Consider the following 18462-nt stretch of genomic DNA (forward strand, 5'->3'; position numbering starts at 1 on the left):
ATGTGCGGCCGCTTCGTCGCCACCAGCCCGCCGGATCAGATCGCGGCGTACTTCGGAGCCGAGATCGCGGTGGAGACGCTCGGTGAGAACTTCAACGTCGCACCCACCCACGACGTGTACGGGGTCGTGGCACCCAAGGGCGGCGATGCGGACAGCACGCCCCGACTCGAGGCGTTCCACTGGGGCCTGATCCCCAGCTGGGCGAAGGATCGCAAGATCGCGTCCCGGATGATCAACGCTCGTTCGGAGACGCTCGCGGAGAAGCCGGCGTTCAAGGGGCTGTTCAAGAAGAAGCGCCTGCTCATCCCGATGGACGGTTTCTACGAATGGAAGGTCGGTACGGCGGTCGGACCGCTCACCGCGAAGGGCAAGCCGGCCAAGCAGCCGATGTTCATCCACCGCAGCGACGACGAACCGCTTGCCGTCGCCGGTCTGTGGTCGGCCTGGAAGGACACCGACGCGCCGCCCGACGAGAACGGGGTACCGCGCTGGCTCCACAGCGCGACCGTGGTCACCACCGCGGCGAACGAGACGATGGCCCCGGTCCACGATCGGATGCCCGTTCTGGTGCCGCGATCACGATGGGTCGAATGGCTCGACCCCGGCAATGACGACATCGAGTCCCTGTCGACGCTGTTCGACATGAGCGCCGACCGTTCGCTCGAGATGTATCCGGTTTCGACGGACGTCAACAGCGTGCGGAACAACACCCCCGAACTGATCGACGAGATCGACCCGCTCAGTCCGGCGTCGACATCGCTGTTCTGATCGCGCCCGCCCACGTTTCGAGATCCGAGGGATCGACCGACGCGGCAGCGTTGGCGAAGCTCAGCTGACTCATGTCGGTCGTCGGCACGAGGTGGATGTGGGTGTGCGGAACCTCGTACCCGGCGATGATCATGCCGACCTTCTCGCAGTCGAACGCCTGCTCCTGAGCCCGAGCGACGCGGTGCGACACCGAGAACAGATGCGCGAGCAGGTCCTCCGGAACGTCGATCCAGTGCTCGATCTCCGCGATCGGCACGACGAGCGCGTGTCCGGGCGCCATCGGGTTGATCGACATGAACACGACACAGCGGTCATCCCGATGAACGAACGTGCCGGGGATCTCACCGGCGATGATCTTGGTGAAGACGGTGCTCATCACCACCGATCATGCCGCATCAGGCAGCGACGGCGCGTACGCTGGAACGGTGAACTTCGAGGACACCACCGTCGAGGAGGCGTCCGACCAGCCCGCCGAGGGGATCTTCGACGGCATCTGGACCGTTCCGAACCTGGTCACGCTGATCCGGCTGCTCTGTCTCCCGCTCTTCCTGTACCTGCTGTTCGTCGAGGAGAACAAGGCGGGCGCCGCCTGGTTGCTCGCCGGTCTCGGCGCCACCGATTGGGTCGACGGCTACATCGCCCGCCGCTTCGACCAGACGAGTGAGTTCGGAAAGATCTTCGACCCGACCGTCGACCGACTCCTGTTCATCGTGTCCGTCACGGCGATCATCATCGACGGATCGATCCCGGTCTGGTTCGCTGTCGCCGTTCTCGTGCGCGAGATCCTGGTCGGGGGAGTGATCGCCTTCTCCACCCTCTTCTTGCACATGCAGCGGTTCGGTGTCACGTGGCTCGGCAAGTGCGCGACCTTCCTCCTGATGGGCGCCGTGCCCAGCTTTCTGATCGGATCGACCGACGTCTGGGAGGCTGACTTCTTCGCGGTTCTGGCGTGGGTGCTCGGCATTCCCGGTCTCGTTCTCAGCTACTGGACGGCAATCGCCTATATTCCACTCATCCGTGCGGGCATCGCCGCCGGGCGCACTGCGACCTCACCGTCAACCTCGACCCGAACTGAAGGCCCATGAACGTTCCAGACGAACTCCGGTACTCCTCCGATCACGAGTGGATCTCGCGCGACGGCGACACGGTCACCATCGGCATCACCGACTTCGCGCAGGACTCACTGGGCGACGTCGTTTTCGTCGAACTCCCCGAAGTCGGCCAAGTCGTCGCTGCGAGCGACACGTTCACCGAGGTCGAGAGCACGAAGTCGGTGAGCGACATCTACGCACCCGTGAGTGGCACGATCTCGGAGGCCAACCCGTTGCTCGACGAGCAGCCCGAACTCCTCAACTCCGATCCGTACGGCGACGGCTGGATCTGCCGGATCGACATGTCCGACCCGACGCAGTTCGATGCGCTGCTCGATGCGGGTGCCTACCGAGAACTCATCGAGGGATGACTGGATCACGATGACCGAGTACGTCTTCTGCAACCAGTGCGGCCACCGCAACCCGCCGACGAGCGCGTTCTGTTCGAGCTGCGGATCGCCGCTCGATCGACTCGACGATCGGACGATCAACCTCACGCGCATCGACCCGCTGCAGGATGCGGCCGGGGCCGACGACGATCTCGTCATCCCCGTCGGAGATCTGCCCAGCGAGACCGGCGTGCTGATCGTGCGCGCCGGCGAGCAGGCCGGTGATCGATTCACCCTCGACAACGACCTGACGCGGCTGGGTCGCCACCCCGACAGCGAGATCAGTCTCGATGACATCACGGTCTCGCGCCGCCACGTCGACATCGCGCGGACACCGGACGGCTACGTCGCGAGTGACGGTGGCTCTCTCAACGGGACCTACGTCAACCAGGAGCGGATCGACCGCGCCCTGCTCCGTCACGGCGACGAACTGCAGGTCGGCAAGTTCCGCCTCGTCTTCTTCGAGCGAAACGATGCTTGAGGAGAACACCGCCACCACCAACTCGCACCTGTCGATCGGTGAGGTGCTCGGTTTGCTGCTGGAGGAGTTTCCGGACATCACGATCTCGAAGATCCGGTTCCTGGAGAGTCAAGGCCTGATCGAGCCCGAGCGCACGGCCTCGGGATACCGCAAGTTCTACGACCACGATGTCGAGCTGCTGCGGTGCATCCTGCGTGAGCAGAAGGACAACTTCCTGCCGCTCAAGGTCATCAAGGACCGCCTCGACACCGGCGAGATCGATCCGACGAACGAGGTCCCTCGTCCCCGCGGTATCGCAAACATCCCCGACGACACCAGCGTCGTCGATCCCTCGCTCGGGACGTCACGCCATCCCGCCGCCATGGGGTCGGGGAACCACGCGACGAGCGGGGGGATGACCCGTCCTGCGCGCACCGGCGACGACACCGGAGACCTCAATCTCCCGGCGGGGGTCGTCCTCGACGCCGCCGAGATCTGCTCGATGTCGGGACTCAGCGCAGAACAACTCGAGCAGCTCCAGTCGTACGGTGTGATCGTTCCCTCCGAGTCCGCGACCTACGACGAGGACGCACTCGAGATCGCCCGGATCGCGAAACGGTTCCTCACCCTCGGGGTCGATGCCCGCCACATCCGCGGCTGGAAGGTCGCCGCCGATCGCGAAGCGGGCCTCTTCGAGCAGGTGATCCAGCCGCTGCTGCGCCAGCGCAATCCCGAGTCGAACGACAACGCGGTCGCGCAGTTGACCGAACTGGCCACGCTCGGCGGTCAACTCCGTTCGGCGATGATGCGCACACTGCTGCGCCGTCACATCGACAGCTGAATCGGGCCGCCCGGAGAAACACGGTCGGAGCCGAGCGGGTACCATCGACGGTGTGATCCCTGTCGAACTCGTCGGTGTCCGGGTCGAGGTTCCCGCCAACACGCCCATGGTGCTGTTGCGCGAGCAGGAGGGGCGCCACCGGCTGCTCCCGATCTACATCGGAAGCCCCGAGGCATCGGCGATCCACTACGCCCTCGAAGGCATCGAGCCACCGCGCCCGTTCACCCACGACCTCTTCCTCACGACGATCGACGAACTCGGAGCAGCCTTGGACAAGGTCGTGGTGACCGAGATCCGCGACCGAACGTTCTACGCGGAAATCCACCTCACCACCGATGCGGGCCCGCTGGTCATCTCGTCCCGACCGTCCGACGCGATCGCGCTGGCGGTTCGCTGCGGCGCCGAATTGTTCGCCGGCGACGAACTGCTCGACGAACACGGACAGGAGCCTCCGGAAGAACCCGAGGAGGACGCCGCGGAGATCATCGACGAGTTCAAGGACTTCCTCGAGAACGTCGATCCCGAAGACTTCGTCTGAACCCTCAAGTACAGGTTGACACGTGAGTCAACCGTGCGTAGTGTCCTTGCCTCACACGTTCGTAACTACGCGCGTGTCCTCACGCACCGAGTCGAGAACGAAGCAGACGATGGCACCACAGACCGATCCCGCACACTCCGACGCCCCTGCTCGAACCGACGATGCAGGTTTCAGCGGGACACGCGCCGCCAAGGTCGTCGGCATCACGTATCGCCAACTCGACTACTGGGCACGCACCGACCTGATCCGACCGTCGCTGAACGATGCGGCCGGCAGCGGAAGTCGACGTCGCTACTCGTACAACGATCTGCTGGAGTTGAAGGCGATCAAGAAGCTGCTGGATGCCGGCATCAAGCTCGAACAGGTCCGCAAGGTGTTCGAGTACCTGCGTGAACATGTGTCGACTGACATCGCTGCAGCGCACATCGTGATCGACGGTGGAAGCGTCAACCTCTACGACGACGGCCAGTTGATCGACGTACTCCAGCGCGGCCAGGGAGTGCTCAACGTCTTGTCGATGGGCGGCGTGAAGAGCGAACTCGAGGACGATCTGCGACCCGTCGAACCGACGCTCGACGGCACGGACGCTGAGATCCGCAAGATCGGATGACATTGCGCCGATCGCCCCTCGACGCACGACATCGCGCGCTCGACGCACAACGCGTCGATTTCGGCGGATGGGAGATGCCGATCGCGTACCCCAGCGGCACGATCGCCGAGCACATGGCGTGTCGCACGTCGGCGACGGCCTTCGACGTGTCGCACCTCGGTTCGATTCGCGTGGAGGGCGACGGGGCGTTCGAACGGCTGCAGTCGACGCTCACGAACGATCTCGGCAAGGTCGCGCCCGGCCAAGCGCAGTACACGCACCTGCTCGATGCCGATGATGCGTCGGTCCTCGACGACATCATCGTCTGGTGGCACCCTCGCGCCGACGGTGCGCCCGACGTGTTCGACGTGATGCCGAACGCATCGAACACCGACCGCGTCGTCGCTGCCCTCGGCGGCGTCGACACGACCGACACCCGCGCCGTGATCGCCGTGCAGGGCCCCCAGGCCCGAGAGATCACCGAGACCGTGTTTCCCGAGGCTGCCGGCGTCGGGCGATTCCGGGTGGCGCACTGCTCATGGGGTTCGGCGAGTTGCGTCGTGGCCGGCACCGGCTACACCGGCGAGCCCGGACTCGAGATCGCGGTTCCCGTCGACGCCGCCGGCTCGCTGTGGGACGCACTGCTCGACGCGGGGATCACACCCGCAGGGTTGGGCGCACGAGACACATTGCGGCTCGAGGCAGGCCTCCCGCTGCACGGCCACGAACTCGGTCCCGGAATCACGTCACTTCAGGCCGGGTTGGGCTGGGTCGTCGCCTGGGACAAACCCGAGTTCACCGGTCGCGAGGCGGCTCTGGCCGAGCGCGAGCGCGGTGTGACACGTCGGCTTGTCGGACTGGCGACGGAAGGCCGCCGTCCCACTCGCAGCGGATGCACCGTTCGCGCACGGGGCGAGGACGTGGGCGAAGTGTCCAGCGGCAACTTCTCGCCAGTACTCGCGCACGGCATCGCGATGGCATTCGTGTCACCCGCCCTCGAGGTGGGCCAGGCGGTCAGCGTCGACGTGCGAGGCAAGGAACTGAGCGGATCGATCGTGGAGATGCCGTTCGTCTCGCACTGATCTGAAACATGACTTGGTTGGTCGAGTATTGTCCGCTATGTTGCGGGCATGCAAACCCGACCAGATCAGTCAGGTATTCCTGTCGATGTCCTCGCGGCCACCGCAACTGCGGCGATCGAGTGGGCCTGGTCAGCGTTTCCGGGACGGGTCTGTGTACTTTCGTCGATGCAGGATTCGGTGGTGATCGACCTCGCGATGCGGGTCGATCGCCGGATCCCCGTGGTCTTCCTCGACACCGGATACCACTTCGACGAGACCCTCGAAACGGTCCGTCGAGTCGAGCAGCGCTACGGCATCCGGGTCGAGCGGATCACGCCGACGCAGCCGCGTCGCGACGACATCGAGTCGGGGGAGTGCTGCGCCGAGAAGCCGGCGATGCTCGAACGCGCGCTCGAAGGACGTGAAGCCTGGATCACCGGCCTGCAGCGGTACGAGACCGCTCACCGCGCCGACGCCGGGATCATCGACGTCGACCGGCGTGGAGCGACCAAGGTCAGCCCGATCGCCCAATGGAGCGAGGCCGATCGGCTCGCGTACATCGAGCAGCGTCGGGTGATCACCAACCCACTGCTCGCGCAGGGCTACGACTCGATCGGATGCGCACCGTGCACCACGCTCCCGACCGACGGTGCTCGTTCGGGCCGCTGGGCCGGCTCCGAGAAGACGGAGTGCGGACTGCACTTCTGAGCGCCCGCCGGTCCGTGATCGGACGGGACCTCTCGGCCGAGCTTCGTCTCGGACGCCGAGACAGCATCCTGCTGGGATAAATCGTGCCGAGACAGAATCGTGTCGGACTCAGTCGGACGATGCCGTCTTCTTCCGGCTCGCGGCCTTCTTGCGAGCCGCCGGCTTCTTCTTCGCCGGAGACTTCTTGGCCGCTGTCTTCCTCGCCGGTGCAACCTTCTCGGCCCGGTCCTTCGCCGCCGCTGCCGCCGCGGCCGCCTCTTCCCGTTCGGCGACCGGATCCGACGTCGCTCGTGTCGCGGCAGGACGCGGCGACCCACCGAAGCCAGGCAGTTTGAGGCCTCCGAACAGGCCACCCGCCGTGTCGGCGAGCTGACCGAGCGGCGCGAGTCGTGTCGTCACCTCGGACAGGACTTCGTTCATCTGAGCGAGCTGATCGGGCATCTGGCGCATCGCCGGGGTGTTCAGCGTCTCGGCGAGCATCTGCAGGCCCGGCGCCACAGCGATCGCCGGCCCCGAAACGATCTTCATCATGTCGTCGGCTGCCTTGACCGTCCGTGTCACCTGGGGCACCGCGGCGCGCAACGGTTCCTCGACTTCGGCGAGCAGGACGTTGATCCGCTCCGACGTCTCGTTCAGGTTCTCCATCGTGCGATTGAAGTTCTCGACACCGCGCTGGAACTGTTCGACCCCTTTGCGGAACTGGTCGACCGACTGCACTGCACCGGCGAGCGGCGCAGCGAAGAGGTTGAACATCTGCGACAAAGGATCGGAATCGGCCATGTCGTCAACCTACTTCGCGTGGCCCATCCGTGTCTTCGTCACGCCATGGCGAGCGCCTCGAGCGGTTCGCAACTGCACACGAGGTTGCGGTCGCCGCTGACGCCGTCGATGCGCGACACCGGCGGGAAGTACTTCGCCACCCGCAGTTCGGCGAGCGGAAAGGCACCGAGGTCCCGGGGATACGGGCGATCCCACTCGCCGAGCAGGTCCTCGGCCGTGTGTGGTGCATGACGCAGCGGGCTCTGCTCGGCCGGCCACTCACCCGAGCCGACACGATCGATCTCGGATCTGATCGCGATCATCGCATCGACGAAACGGTCGATCTCGCGCAACGTCTCGGACTCCGTCGGCTCGATCATCAACGTTCCGGGGACCGGGAAACTCATCGTCGGCGCGTGGAAGCCGTAATCCATCAACCGTTTCGCCACGTCGTCGTTCGTGATCCCCGTCTCCTTCGTCAGCGCCCGCAGGTCGACGATGCACTCGTGGGCGACACGACCCTCGGCCCCGCGGTACAGCACGGGGAAGTGGGGATCGAGGCGGTCGGCGATGTAGTTGGCGGCGACGATCGCCACCGTGGTCGCCTGGGTCAGGCCCGCTGCCCCCATCATCTCCAGGTACATCCACGGGATCGGGAGGATTCCGGCCGAGCCGAACGGCGCCGCGGACACGGCGCCGACCGCTGCGTCGGGGTCGAGTGGATGGCCGGGGAGGAACGGGATGAGATGCGCCCCGACTCCGATCGGCCCGACTCCGGGACCACCGCCGCCGTGGGGGATGCAGAAGGTCTTGTGGAGATTCAGATGGCTCACGTCGGCCCCGAACCGTCCGGGGCGGGCGAGGCCGACCAGCGCGTTCAGATTGGCGCCGTCGACGTACACCTGACCGCCGGCGTCGTGGACGATCGCGCACAGCTGGGAGACCTCGGTCTCGAACACGCCGTGCGTCGATGGATAGGTGATCATCAGCGCGGCCAAGCGCTCGGAGTACTCGGCGACCTTCGCCTCCACGTCCGTCAGGTCGACGTTCCCACCGTCATCGCACTTGACCACGACGACATCCAACCCGGCCATCACCGCACTGGCGGCGTTGGTCCCGTGTGCGCTCTCGGGGATCAGACAGACCGTGCGTCCGTCGTCGCCGTTCGCCCGGTGGAACGCCCTGATCGCGAGCAATCCGGCGAACTCGCCCTGGCTTCCGGCGTTCGGTTGCACGCTGACTGCCGCGTAGCCCGTGATCGTCGCCAGCCGGTCCTCGAGATCGGCGATCAGTTCGTGGTAGCCCGCTGCCTGGTCCACCGGCACGTACGGGTGCACATCGGCGAACTCGCTCCACGTGATCGGCAACATCTCGCTCGTCGCGTTGAGCTTCATCGTGCACGACCCGAGCGGGATCATCGTGCGGTCGAGCGCGAGATCCTTGTCGCTGAGCCGCCGCAGATACCGGAGCATCTCGTGCTCGGAGTGGTACCGGTCGAACACCGTCTGGGTGAGGAATTCGTCGTCACGACGCAGGTCTGCGGTGAGGCCGTCCGGAACGGCGTCGCGGTCGTCGCCCGAGACCGGATCCCCGCCGAGAGCGGCGACAATCGTGTCGACCATCTCGATCGTCGTGGTCTCGTCGAAACTGAGGCCGACCGTCGAATCGTCGATGCGGCGGATGTTGAAACCGGCGGCGAGCGCCGCGGCGACCAGTTCGTCCGAGCCCCGTCCGGTGGCGACGACCGAGAGCGTGTCGAACCACGTCTCGTTGCGGATCTCCAGCCCGCCACCTCGCAGGCCCGCCGCAGCGATCGACGTGAGCCGCTGAATCCGCTCGGCGATCCGGGTCAGGCCATCGCGCCCATGCCACGCCGCATACAGGCCGGCGATGTTCGCCAACAGCACCTGCGCGGTGCAGATGTTGGACGTCGCCTTCTCACGTCGGATGTGCTGCTCGCGGGTCTGCAACGCGAGTCGGAGCGCCGGGCGACCAGCGGTGTCGACGCTGACACCCACGATGCGGCCCGGCATCGAACGCGCCGCCTTCTCACGCGCCGCCACGAACGCCGCATGCGGTCCACCGAATCCCATCGGGACACCGAATCGCTGGGCCGAACCCACGGCGATGTCTGCGTTCATCGCTCCCGGCGACGTCGCGAGCACGCAGGCGAGGGGATCGGTCACGACAACCGCGATCGCACCGAGTTGGTGGACCCGCTCGATCGACTCGGTCCAGTCGACGACGCGCCCGCTCGATCCGGGGTGTCCGAACAGCGCACCGAAGACGGTCGAATCGCCGTCGACGGTGGCGTCCTCGAGCAGTTCGGTGCCGCCGACCATGAGGTCGATCCCGACCGGTTCGGCACGGGTCTGCAGGACTGCCAGCGTCTGCGGGTGGACGTCCTCGTGGACGAAGAACGACCGGCCCTTCACTCGCGATTGTCGACGCGCCATCGTCATCGCCTCGGCTGCCGCCGTGGCCTCGTCGAGCAGCGACGCATTGGCCACATCGAGCCCGGTGAGTTCGGTGACGAGTGTCTGGAAGTTGAGGATGGCCTCGAGACGACCCTGACTGATCTCGGGCTGATACGGCGTGTACGCGGTGTACCAAGCGGGATTCTCGAGGACGTTGCGAGCGATGACCGGGGGAGTGATCGTGGCGTGGTACCCCATCCCGATCAGACTCGTCACCACCGTGTTGCGCCCGGCGATCGCGCGCAACCTGGCGATCGCGTCGTGTTCGGGTACGGCATCGCCCAGCGCGAGCGGTTCGCTCGCACGGATCGACTCCGGAAGTGTTTCGTCCAGCAGCACATCGGTGCTCGACACGCCGATCACGTCGAGCATCCGGGCCACGTCCGCCGGGGACGGACCGATGTGGCGACGAACGAACTCGTCCGGTTCGAACAATTCGGCGATGGGAGTGGTCACGCGGGCCTCCGTGAGGGTCGGCCCCCGCTGTCGTGCTTGCCTGAGAGTTTGATCCCCGTCGGCGGAACGACGGTCGACGTCGATCTCTTTCCAGCGTGCCTGCTCCGACCGGTCCGGGTGCCTGAGAGATTCCGGGGTGGTTGCTCCTTCGGCGCCGCTGCGGTTGCTGTGACAGCAACGGTTGCGGCTCTCCCGATCGAAGACGACGGCGTTTCAGTTGTGAACCGGAACAGTAGCCGCAGCACACCCACCTTCACGGTCTCGACCGAATCACCCCCGTCGATGGCGCGACTCCGAGGCGTTCCGTCATGACGATTCGCGGGCCACCGCGTGCGTCGTCGGCGCGGGGGAGTCCATCTGTCGGACCGACGTAATCCTCAGCGGGCGGCGCGTTCTTCTTCGTACTTGCCGATCTCGGTGAGTTGGGCGCCGAGCGTTGCATCGACCCAGCGGCTCCCGGCGTCGATGATCTTGTCGTAGCTCGTCTGGACGGGTGCTGCTTGACCGGTGAAGTGGGGCATCACCTCGTACGCGAACAACTCCCAGTGATCCTTCGTCGCCTGCCAATTCGCGAAGTCCGCTCCCATCATCATGAAACAACCGAATCCGCCGGTCTTCTCCTGCAGCCGTTCGATCTGAGCGATCGCCATCTCGGGAGTTCCGATCACCATCCGCCCGGACTCGTTCATGAAGTCGACGAAGTCGTCGTAATCGGTGGGAGGCCCGGGCTCATTGGGATCCCCCATCGGCAAGATGTGCGCGAGGTAGTCGAACACCCACTGCAGCCCGTACTTGCAGTTCTCACGTGCCTGGGCCTCGGTCTCGGCAATGTGCATCGGGCCCATCAACCGCCAGTCGGATCGATCGGCGACGTGACCGTTGAGTGCCGACTCCTCCTGCCAGACGTTGAAGTTGTAGTCGAGCACGCCGAAGCCCGCTGGTTCCGTCGCAGCGATCGACATCAAGCCGGTGCCGTACCGCCCGGCGAGTTTCGAGCCCGACGGGGATACCGAGGAGACGAGCGCGACGTCGAAGTTGCTGTACGGCCGCATCTGGAGCACGGCCTCGTCGCACGTGAACCAGTCGGTCTTCTCCGAGACGGTCTCGCCGGCGAACAGACGCATCATCACATCGAACGCCTGGTGCATCCGTGGCCGTTGGTCGTTCGGGTCGATGCCGAGCATCGCGGCATCGGACGTCAGCTGGCCCGGTCCGGCTCCGAACATCATCCGACCCCGGGTGAGGTGATCGAGTTGCACGATGCGGTCGGCGAGCACGAACGGATGGTGATAGGGGAGCGAGTTGACCCCGGTTCCGAGCTTGATGTGGGTGGTTCGTTGCGACGCTGCGGCGATGAAGACCTCCGGGCTCGCGATCAGTTCCGCTCCGGCGGAGTGGTGCTCGCCGATCCACGCCTCCTGATAGCCGAGCCGATCGAGGTGAACGATCAGTTCCAGGTCCCGGTGCATCGCGAGCGTCGGGTTGACGCCGGTCTTGTGCATCGGGGGGAGGAAGATCCCGAAGCGCAGCGGTTGATCGATCGTGAAGCTGGGCATCGCCCGATCATTCCATGAACATCGGCGCCACCACGATGTCGACCACCCGGCGAGGCCGGAAACGGCGGGGGAGCGGTCGCCGAGATGACGCCGAGACGAAGCCGAGACGAAGCCGAGACGAAGCCGAGATGACGCCAGATGACGCCAGGTGAAGCGGCTCGAACAACGCAGAAGGCGAGCCGAAGCTCGCCTTCCACGTCTGATCTCGCTTTGCTGCGTCGTTCAGTCGACGCCGACCCGGCGTGTCAGCAGCCGTTCATCGCCTTCACGTACGGGTATGGATTGATGGCGGCTCCACCGTTGGGGTGGATCTCGAGGTGGAGGTGCGGGGTGGCACTCGAACCGGTGTTGCCGACCCAGCCGATCAGATCGCCGGCCTTGACCTTCGCGCCCACCTTGATCCCGGGAGCGAAGCCCTTCATGTGGAGGTAGGTGAAGTAGGTCCCGTTGGCCTGCTGGACCCGGACACCGTTGCCCGACAACAAACCTGGCTGATCCCAGTACTGCTTCGAGATGGTGCCGTCGACCACTGCGTAGAGATTGGTGCCCTCGCTGGCGATGATGTCGACACCCTCGTGCGTCCGACCATTCCCTCGTGCTGCCTGCCATGTGTCCCCGAAGAAGCAATTTCCCCCGACCGGGAACTTCTGCATCGAGATGCCGGGGTTCGTCGCTCCCTGAGCGGCGCCCGTGCCGAGCGCCAAGATCGCGACGCCCTTGGCCGTGGTGACACCGGTCTGGGGGATGCCGTTCACCTTCTGAAAGTTCTTCAGCGCAGTCTGTGTTGCAGTTCCGAACTTGCCGTCGGCACCGCCCAGCACGTACAGCCCGGAGTTCATCAACGCCTGCTGGAGCTCCTTGACCTTTGCACCGCTGGACCCGACCTTCAGACCGACGTAGCCGCTGCTCACCGCCGACGACCCGCCGGCGGAACTCCCGCTCGCAAACGCAACCGGACCGTTCGAGGTACCGAGGCCCAGCTTGTCGATCGTCCCCTGGTTGACCGTTCCGTCGGCGGTCACGCCGACCGATTTCTGGTATTGGATCAGGGCCGCTTTGGTGACGTTGCCGAACGAGCCGTCGGCTCCGCCGGTCACGGCCACGCCCGCCTTCATGAGCGCGGACTGGACGGCTTTGACGGCGGTGCCGCTGGATCCGACCTTGAGTCCGAGGTAGGCGCTCGTGTTCGCTGCGGGCGCGGAAGCGGCTGCGCCTGAGCTGAGACCGAGCAGCTGTGCTTCTCGTTCACCGATCACACCGGTCTGCGTCAGCCGGTTCACCGACTGGAACTTCTTCACCGCCGAGGTGGTGGCCGGACCGAACACTCCGTCGGCGCCTCCCAGGATCCATGTGCCCTTCTTCTGGAGCGCCTGCTGCATCGTCTTGACGTTGTTGCCCTTGGCTCCCTGCTTCATTCCGACGAAGCCGGTCGTCGACCCCGACGATGCTGCGGCAGCGGGTGCTGCAGAACTCGACGAAGCGGAGCCTGCTGCACCCGGCAGCCCGAGAGCCTTCGCGGTCGCCGCATTCACCGAGCCGGTGACGCCCAGGCCATTCCAGGTCTGGAAGTGCCGCACCGCACGCGCTGTTGCTTCACCGAAGACTCCGTCGGCACCGCCGGCCACATATACGCCGCGTTCCGACAGACGTTGCTGGAGCACCTTGACCGCGTCGCCCTTCGACCCTTGGCTCAGCCCCTCCACACCTGACGAGGCGGACGACGACGAACCAGACGCACCGGCGAGGGCACTCGACGTTGCCTGATCGACCTCGCCGGTGACCGGGAGGCCTCGAGCTTTCTGGAAGTTTCGCACGGCTTGTTGGGTGACCGGTCCGAAGACTCCGTCGGCACCTCCCTGCACCGTGATCCCTGCCGACATCAACGCTCGCTGAAGCGAGGCGACGTCGGTTCCACGTGATCCCGTTCGCAGTCCGACGAACCCGGCCGAGACGACGGGCGCCTCGACAGCGGGCGCCGCCTGGGTGGTCGGGACGGCGACCGTCCAGCCGATCAGGGCGACCGCGAACGCAACAAACAGTTGGAGCATCCGCGTCCGCACTCCGGGGGAAGTCGGCTCACCCCAACGGGTGCTCCGACGTGAAGAGATGTTCGTTCGAGCATCGTGCATTCCGCCATCCTCAGGACTTTCAACCTTCAACGCAAATCTCTAGTCGAGGTTGAGGGTCAACTTCACGTTGAGGATTGGCCGTCGGAAGCGGCCACGACACGACGAAAGCCCAGCTCAGCACACAGATGGTGCGCGGGTGTCTCGTGGCTCGCAAATCCTTGAGTTGATGTCCGTTCAGTTACATGTGATTGACATAACGGAGATTATGGGCGGCTTGGTGGACGAGGACGGCGGCCCGGGCGGGGACCGTCGGACGGTCCGAAGGACGGCTCATCAGTAGCGCATCTGAGCCCTCCACACACCGTGCAAGCGCCCATCCAGATTGCGGCCTCCGGCATCGACGTCCGGCACGTACCGCATCCATACGGCACGAGGGCCATGGTGGCATCCTGTCGAGATGATGACGACCCTGGATTTCCTCGCCTCGCGGCGCGCTGTCCGGGCGGTCACGTCGAGAGAACGGCGGCTCCAGCCCCGCTCCCCACGGGCTGCAACCAATTACGTCATGACGTTTTGTCAGGTGTGGGGGTAGGTGCCGAGAGTTCGCGGTCTCGGAGCGGTCGGGCGCTCTCGAGGAGCCAGTCGAGCGCACCCTGCAGTTCACGGTTGCTCATCGGCGCCCGTTCGGCAAGGTCGCGCTCGGTGTCCTCCACCGCGCACGCCAACATGTAGAGGTCGTCGTGGAGGCGGTCGAGTTCGTCGCGTCGAATGATGATCTCGTCGGCACCGAGCGCGAGGTCGGCGGCGCGTTGCCGCGACACCCAGTCCCACTGCCGGCATCGCTGACTACAGAATTCCCGGGGTCGACCCGGCCCCGAGCGCTGCTCCAGCACCCGACGACACCACCGACAGCGCTCCCCTCCGATCGCACGCGTCTCCCTTTTCGTCATGACGAAACATTACCACGCACCGTTCCGTGGCTTCGGGCACCAGGCATCCCGTCACCGCGACGTCCGCCACATCTCGCACCCTCGACTCCCTCGCCCGTCCGAGTGCCCCGCCCCCTTTCGGAAATTTCGGGAGATCGTGACGGTGACCGTCACGATCCCTCTGAGTTTGCGAGGCGAGTGCCGATCCGACGCGAATTCCGACGGACGCTGACGCTGGTCGTCACGATCCGCCGAGGTTTCCGGGCCGGGTCGGGAGGTCGGTCGGGGTCGGGAGGTCGGTCGGGGTCGGGCGGTCGACGGGCGAGTGATGGGAGGGTGATGGGAGGGTGATGGGCGGGTCTGCTGACAGAATCGGGGCGTGACCACGATGCCGTCAGCGCCCGAGCGAGCCTTCGCAAGTGACAACGCGGCGGGGGCTCATCCCGCCGTGATCGAGGCGGTGCTCGAGGCGAACGCCGGTCACGCGCTGGCGTACGGAGCCGACGACCAGACCGCTGAGTGCGAAGACCGGTTCTGCGACCTGTTCGGCGCCCCGGTGGTGAGCCGGGTCTGCTTCAACGGCACGGGGGCGAACGTGGCGGCGCTCGCCACAGCGATGGGGTCACTGCGCGGACCACACCACGCGATCGTGTGCACCAACTGGTCCCACATCGCCGCCGACGAAACCGGCGCCCCCGAACGCGTTCTCGGAACGAAACTGATCGAGTTGCCCGCCCCCGACGCCAAGATCACCCCGACGATGCTCGAGTCGGTCGGTCATCTCCACGGCGTGCAGCATCACGTACAGCCCGGGATCGTCTCGATCACACAGCCGACCGAGCTCGGCACCCTCTACTCCCCCGCCGAGATCGCCGCGCTGTGCACGACGGCGCATCGGATGGGGATGATCGTCCACCTCGACGGGGCACGGATCGCGAACGCCACGGCCGCACTGGGTGGCAGCGTCGACACGTTGCGCAGTTTCACGATCGATGCCGGCGTCGACGTCGTCAGTTTCGGGGGCACCAAGAACGGTGCGCTCGGTGCCGAAGCGATCGTCTTCGTCGACCCCGAACTCGCGGTCGGATCGGAGTACGTGCGCAAGCAGGTCACCCAACTCCCATCGAAGATGCGATATCTCTCGGCGCAGCTCAACGCTCTGCTCCGCGATGATCTCTGGATCGAACTCGGCGGTCATTCGAACGCGATGGCAACCCATCTCGATGAGTTGGTGCGTGACATCGACGGAGTCGAACTTGCCGAGCGCCCGCAGGTCAACAGCCTATTTCCGCGTCTCCCGGCACCGGTGATCGCGCCGCTGCGCGACTGGTGCTTCTTCTGGGACTGGGACGTCAGCGAGCAGCAGGTGCGATGGATGACCGCCTGGGACACGACCACGCGTGACGTCGAGCGGTTCGCAGCGGGCGTGCGGGCCATCCTCGCCTGAACAACCGACTTTGTGTCCATTCGGGGACCTCCAGCCCATCGTCAGCCACCGTGACAGAAAAGGTTGCAGATGACAATTGACTGAACGATTGATTTCATCTACTGTCATCTTCGTAACGCAAACAAAACGACCGTTGAGCTGGGAAATCAACGGTCACAGCAACTCGAGGGGAACGAGAGTTCATGACGATGATCGACATGCCGGCTGTACAGATCGAAGCCGACGATTGGATGCGAGACGGGGCCTGCAAAGGCCTCACCCACCTGTTCTTCCCGACTGCGGCCGAGCGGCCGCAGGCCCGGGAGCGACGAGAAGACGCCGCTCAGGCAATCTGCGCCGGGTGCGGCGTGCGCACCGAATGCATGGATTTCGCTCGCGACAACCACGAGTACGGGTTCTGGGGCGGCGAGTCCGAGGACGAGCGCCATGCGGCCGGATTCCGCCTGATCGCGCCGATCGGCGTTCGAGCCCGCGCCAGCTGATTGCGAGGCGGTCGCTCAGGTCTCAATCGAGACGGCGGAGTTCGCTCCGGTATTGAGCGGCCCGCCGAACGTATTCCTGGCTCCCGAGGTCGATGTCGGCGCGCCGAGCGCGCCCTTCCTTGATCACCGCCGGGGTTCCGACAGCGATCGCTCCGCTCGGCACCTCGGTGCCGTTCAGGACGACAGCGTTCGCCGCCACGATCGAGCCGGTCCGCACGACGCACCGGTGCAGCACCATCGAAGCGTTCCCGACCAACACGTGATCCTCGATGGTGCACCCTTCGAGGTGGATCAGGTGCCCGAGCACGCAGTCGCTTCCCACGATCGTGGGCCACATCGGAGTGGTGTGCAGGACCGCGTTGTCCTGCACGCTGGTCCGATCGCCGATCACGATCTCGCCTCCGTCGCCACGCACGACAGCGCCGGGCCACACCGATGACTCCGACCCGATCGTCACCGATCCGATGATCGTTGCGTCGGGATGCACGAATGCATCCCCGCTGATCGTTGGTACCTGGTCTCCGAGCGCGTAGATGGCCACCGCGGCACGGTACCCACCGCGGCCGTCCAGCGTCCAACGGAGCCGGGAGCGAGGTCGGGCGCTCCCCCGACGTATCGACATCGTTTCTTCCAGCTCGACGGGGTACCTTGGTCGCCATGCCCCGCAGGATTGACATCGAGCTGACGAGCGCGCTCGCCGACGGCTCTTGGACATGGCGTGCAGCCGGAGCGCGCGTACCGAAAGGTGTCCTCGACGGGAAGATTCTTCCTCCCGGGGCGTCGGTCGGCGACGAGCTGAAGGCCGAGGTCGAACAGGAGCTCGACGGGATCGAGGTCCTGTCGATCGTGAAGGGTCGCGAGAAGCCCGCGCCCGACCTCCTCGAACTCCTGCCGGTGGAGGAGAACTTCCAAGCGGTCATCGAGACCCGCGCCAAACGGGATCGGAACGACCGGGGCGATCGCGGTGATCGCGGCGGTCGGGGACCGAAGCGAGGACGTCGGGACGACAAGGGTCGCGGAGACGGCCGGCGACGTGACGACAACGAGAGTCGCGGCGACAAGAGTGGCGATCGACGCGGTCCGCGTCGACCTCATTTCGACCCGCCGCCCGAGGTCCCACAGCGGCCGACGGCAAAGCGGCTCCGTCCCGGAAAGGCGCGCCGCAACGAGGTCCTCGCCGGAATCCCCGAGGAGCAACGCCCGATCGCCGAACTCGCGATCCAGGGAATGGCTGCCGTGCGGACCCGACTCACCGACGACAACAAGAAGCTCGCTGCCGACGGCAAGCCCACGATGCCCGAGGACAGCGTGCTGAAGATGGCCGAAGGCCTGATGCCGAAGCTGCGCGTGGCCGACTGGCTCGACCGCGCCGAAGCCGCACTTCGTCAGATGGACAATCTCGACCTCCGCGACATCCGCAGCGTCGTCGCCGCGAGCGATGACCCGATCGTCGCCCGCGACGAGTCGACCCGCGAAATCGCGACACAGCTCAAGGCCGAGTTGGTCAAGAAGCAGGACCAGGAGCTCCGACTCTGGCTCGAGGACGTCGATGCCGCCTTGACGGTGGGGCGCTCGATCCGCGCCCTACGCCTGTCGTCGCAGCCGCCGAAAGCCGGCGTGATGTTCCCACCCGAACTCGCGCGCAAGCTCGGCGCTGCCGCCACCGACGGCCTCACCCCGGAGGATTCCTCCGATCGATGGGCTGCGGTCATGGAAGCGGCCGCGTTCTCGCCGGTCCGAACCTTGGTCACGCCGACGAAGCCGCCGACGACGATCACCGACGACCTGCGCAAGACCGCGCTCCGGCTCGGCCCGCTGCTCCCCCAGATCGCTGAGCTGCTC

General features: G+C 65.8%; 18 protein-coding genes, 1 pseudogene and 1 riboswitch. Of the genes and pseudogenes, 12 read left to right on the forward strand and 7 right to left on the reverse strand.

All coding sequences use genetic code 11. The features are described 5' to 3' along the window. Positions 1 to 768, forward strand: coding sequence for an SOS response-associated peptidase (locus WBV89_RS01665; protein WP_423979602.1), 768 nt, complete (start codon positions 1 to 3; stop codon positions 766 to 768). Here the strand turns inward: WBV89_RS01665 and WBV89_RS01670 are convergent. After that, complete coding sequence (locus WBV89_RS01670) at positions 740 to 1144, reverse strand: HIT family protein (protein WP_423979603.1); 405 nt, start codon at positions 1142 to 1144, stop codon at positions 740 to 742. The two genes, WBV89_RS01665 and WBV89_RS01670, sit on opposite strands and share 29 nt — an antisense overlap. A gap of 49 nt (positions 1145 to 1193) precedes the next feature. Between WBV89_RS01670 and WBV89_RS01675 the strand changes: the two genes are divergently transcribed. From WBV89_RS01675 to WBV89_RS01710, 8 genes are all read left to right on the forward strand, one after another. Then, on the forward strand, positions 1194 to 1853 hold the full coding sequence (locus WBV89_RS01675; RefSeq protein WP_423979604.1) for a CDP-alcohol phosphatidyltransferase family protein: 660 nt from the start codon (positions 1194 to 1196) through the stop codon (positions 1851 to 1853). After that, a complete protein-coding gene (gene gcvH / locus WBV89_RS01680) occupies positions 1850 to 2230 on the forward strand; it encodes a glycine cleavage system protein GcvH (RefSeq protein WP_423979605.1) in 381 nt (126 codons plus the stop codon). The genes WBV89_RS01675 and gcvH overlap by 4 nt, the downstream gene beginning before the upstream one ends. A gap of 10 nt (positions 2231 to 2240) precedes the next feature. After that, a complete protein-coding gene (locus WBV89_RS01685) occupies positions 2241 to 2729 on the forward strand; it encodes an FHA domain-containing protein (RefSeq protein WP_423979606.1) in 489 nt (162 codons plus the stop codon). Beyond that, entirely contained in the window at positions 2722 to 3549 is an 828-nt protein-coding gene (locus tag WBV89_RS01690; protein WP_423979607.1) for a MerR family transcriptional regulator, read from the forward strand. Before WBV89_RS01685 ends, WBV89_RS01690 begins: the two co-directional genes overlap by 8 nt. Positions 3550 to 3601: 52 nt before the next feature. Continuing rightward, positions 3602 to 4087 (forward strand): bifunctional nuclease family protein, encoded by a 486-nt coding sequence (locus WBV89_RS01695; RefSeq protein WP_423979608.1) that lies wholly within the window; start codon positions 3602 to 3604, stop codon positions 4085 to 4087. 109 nt (positions 4088 to 4196) lie between these two features. Continuing rightward, the gene (locus WBV89_RS01700) at positions 4197 to 4697 is read left to right on the forward strand and encodes a MerR family transcriptional regulator (protein WP_423979609.1); all 501 of its coding nucleotides are present in this window, start codon (positions 4197 to 4199) and stop codon (positions 4695 to 4697) included. Further along, positions 4694 to 5758 carry a glycine cleavage system aminomethyltransferase GcvT gene (gene gcvT / locus WBV89_RS01705; protein WP_423979610.1) on the forward strand — a complete coding sequence of 355 codons (1065 nt, stop codon included), beginning with the start codon at positions 4694 to 4696 and terminating at the stop codon, positions 5756 to 5758. Before WBV89_RS01700 ends, gcvT begins: the two co-directional genes overlap by 4 nt. Positions 5759 to 5806: 48 nt before the next feature. Beyond that, positions 5807 to 6445 (forward strand): phosphoadenylyl-sulfate reductase, encoded by a 639-nt coding sequence (locus WBV89_RS01710; protein ID WP_423979611.1) that lies wholly within the window; start codon positions 5807 to 5809, stop codon positions 6443 to 6445. Between the two features lie 108 nt (positions 6446 to 6553). On the opposite strand, the gene WBV89_RS01715 is transcribed toward WBV89_RS01710, so the two are convergent. The 5 genes from WBV89_RS01715 to WBV89_RS01735 all read right to left on the reverse strand — a co-directional run bounded on the left by WBV89_RS01715 (position 6554) and on the right by WBV89_RS01735 (position 14583). Next, a complete protein-coding gene (locus tag WBV89_RS01715; protein WP_423979612.1) occupies positions 6554 to 7225 on the reverse strand; it encodes a hypothetical protein in 672 nt (223 codons plus the stop codon). Between the two features lie 38 nt (positions 7226 to 7263). Beyond that, positions 7264 to 10137, reverse strand: coding sequence for an aminomethyl-transferring glycine dehydrogenase (gene gcvP, locus WBV89_RS01720; protein WP_423979613.1), 2874 nt, complete (start codon positions 10135 to 10137; stop codon positions 7264 to 7266). A gap of 99 nt (positions 10138 to 10236) precedes the next feature. After that, positions 10237 to 10342: riboswitch (glycine riboswitch) on the reverse strand. Between the two features lie 172 nt (positions 10343 to 10514). Continuing rightward, positions 10515 to 11693, reverse strand: a complete 1179-nt coding sequence (locus WBV89_RS01725; protein WP_423979614.1) for an LLM class flavin-dependent oxidoreductase — start codon at positions 11691 to 11693, stop codon at positions 10515 to 10517. 245 nt (positions 11694 to 11938) lie between these two features. Then, positions 11939 to 13741 carry a peptidoglycan-binding protein gene (locus tag WBV89_RS01730; protein WP_423979615.1) on the reverse strand — a complete coding sequence of 601 codons (1803 nt, stop codon included), beginning with the start codon at positions 13739 to 13741 and terminating at the stop codon, positions 11939 to 11941. A gap of 584 nt (positions 13742 to 14325) precedes the next feature. After that, entirely contained in the window at positions 14326 to 14583 is a 258-nt protein-coding gene (locus tag WBV89_RS01735; protein WP_423979616.1) for a hypothetical protein, read from the reverse strand. A 496-nt stretch (positions 14584 to 15079) separates the two neighbouring features. Between WBV89_RS01735 and WBV89_RS01740 the strand changes: the two genes are divergently transcribed. Further along, the gene (locus WBV89_RS01740; RefSeq protein ID WP_423979619.1) at positions 15080 to 16138 is read left to right on the forward strand and encodes a threonine aldolase family protein; all 1059 of its coding nucleotides are present in this window, start codon (positions 15080 to 15082) and stop codon (positions 16136 to 16138) included. A 197-nt stretch (positions 16139 to 16335) separates the two neighbouring features. Further along, positions 16336 to 16620 (forward strand): WhiB family transcriptional regulator, encoded by a 285-nt coding sequence (locus tag WBV89_RS01745; RefSeq protein WP_423979617.1) that lies wholly within the window; start codon positions 16336 to 16338, stop codon positions 16618 to 16620. A 22-nt stretch (positions 16621 to 16642) separates the two neighbouring features. Here WBV89_RS01745 and WBV89_RS01750 read toward each other — a convergent pair whose 3' ends face one another. Further along, on the reverse strand, positions 16643 to 17161 hold the full coding sequence (locus tag WBV89_RS01750) for a gamma carbonic anhydrase family protein (RefSeq protein ID WP_423979618.1): 519 nt from the start codon (positions 17159 to 17161) through the stop codon (positions 16643 to 16645). A 116-nt stretch (positions 17162 to 17277) separates the two neighbouring features. On the opposite strand from WBV89_RS01750, the pseudogene WBV89_RS01755 reads away from it, so the two are divergent. After that, positions 17278 to 18462 (forward strand): annotated as a pseudogene (locus tag WBV89_RS01755) (hypothetical protein); the annotation flags it as partial.

The organism is Ilumatobacter sp. (assembly GCF_049588435.1).
Taxonomy (GTDB): domain Bacteria; phylum Actinomycetota; class Acidimicrobiia; order Acidimicrobiales; family Ilumatobacteraceae; genus Ilumatobacter_A.

Coding starts and splice junctions, on each gene's coding strand:
- WBV89_RS01665 (WP_423979602.1), top strand. CDS start 1: ATGTGCGGCCGCTTCGTCGCCACCAGCCCGCCGGATCAGATCGCGGCG.
- WBV89_RS01670 (WP_423979603.1), bottom strand. CDS start 1,144: ATGAGCACCGTCTTCACCAAGATCATCGCCGGTGAGATCCCCGGCACG.
- gcvH (WP_423979605.1), top strand. CDS start 1,850: ATGAACGTTCCAGACGAACTCCGGTACTCCTCCGATCACGAGTGGATC.
- WBV89_RS01685 (WP_423979606.1), top strand. CDS start 2,241: ATGACCGAGTACGTCTTCTGCAACCAGTGCGGCCACCGCAACCCGCCG.
- WBV89_RS01690 (WP_423979607.1), top strand. CDS start 2,722: ATGCTTGAGGAGAACACCGCCACCACCAACTCGCACCTGTCGATCGGT.
- WBV89_RS01700 (WP_423979609.1), top strand. CDS start 4,197: ATGGCACCACAGACCGATCCCGCACACTCCGACGCCCCTGCTCGAACC.
- gcvT (WP_423979610.1), top strand. CDS start 4,694: ATGACATTGCGCCGATCGCCCCTCGACGCACGACATCGCGCGCTCGAC.
- WBV89_RS01710 (WP_423979611.1), top strand. CDS start 5,807: ATGCAAACCCGACCAGATCAGTCAGGTATTCCTGTCGATGTCCTCGCG.
- WBV89_RS01715 (WP_423979612.1), bottom strand. CDS start 7,225: ATGGCCGATTCCGATCCTTTGTCGCAGATGTTCAACCTCTTCGCTGCG.
- WBV89_RS01725 (WP_423979614.1), bottom strand. CDS start 11,693: ATGCCCAGCTTCACGATCGATCAACCGCTGCGCTTCGGGATCTTCCTC.
- WBV89_RS01730 (WP_423979615.1), bottom strand. CDS start 13,741: ATGCTCCAACTGTTTGTTGCGTTCGCGGTCGCCCTGATCGGCTGGACG.
- WBV89_RS01740 (WP_423979619.1), top strand. CDS start 15,080: ATGCCGTCAGCGCCCGAGCGAGCCTTCGCAAGTGACAACGCGGCGGGG.
- WBV89_RS01745 (WP_423979617.1), top strand. CDS start 16,336: ATGCCGGCTGTACAGATCGAAGCCGACGATTGGATGCGAGACGGGGCC.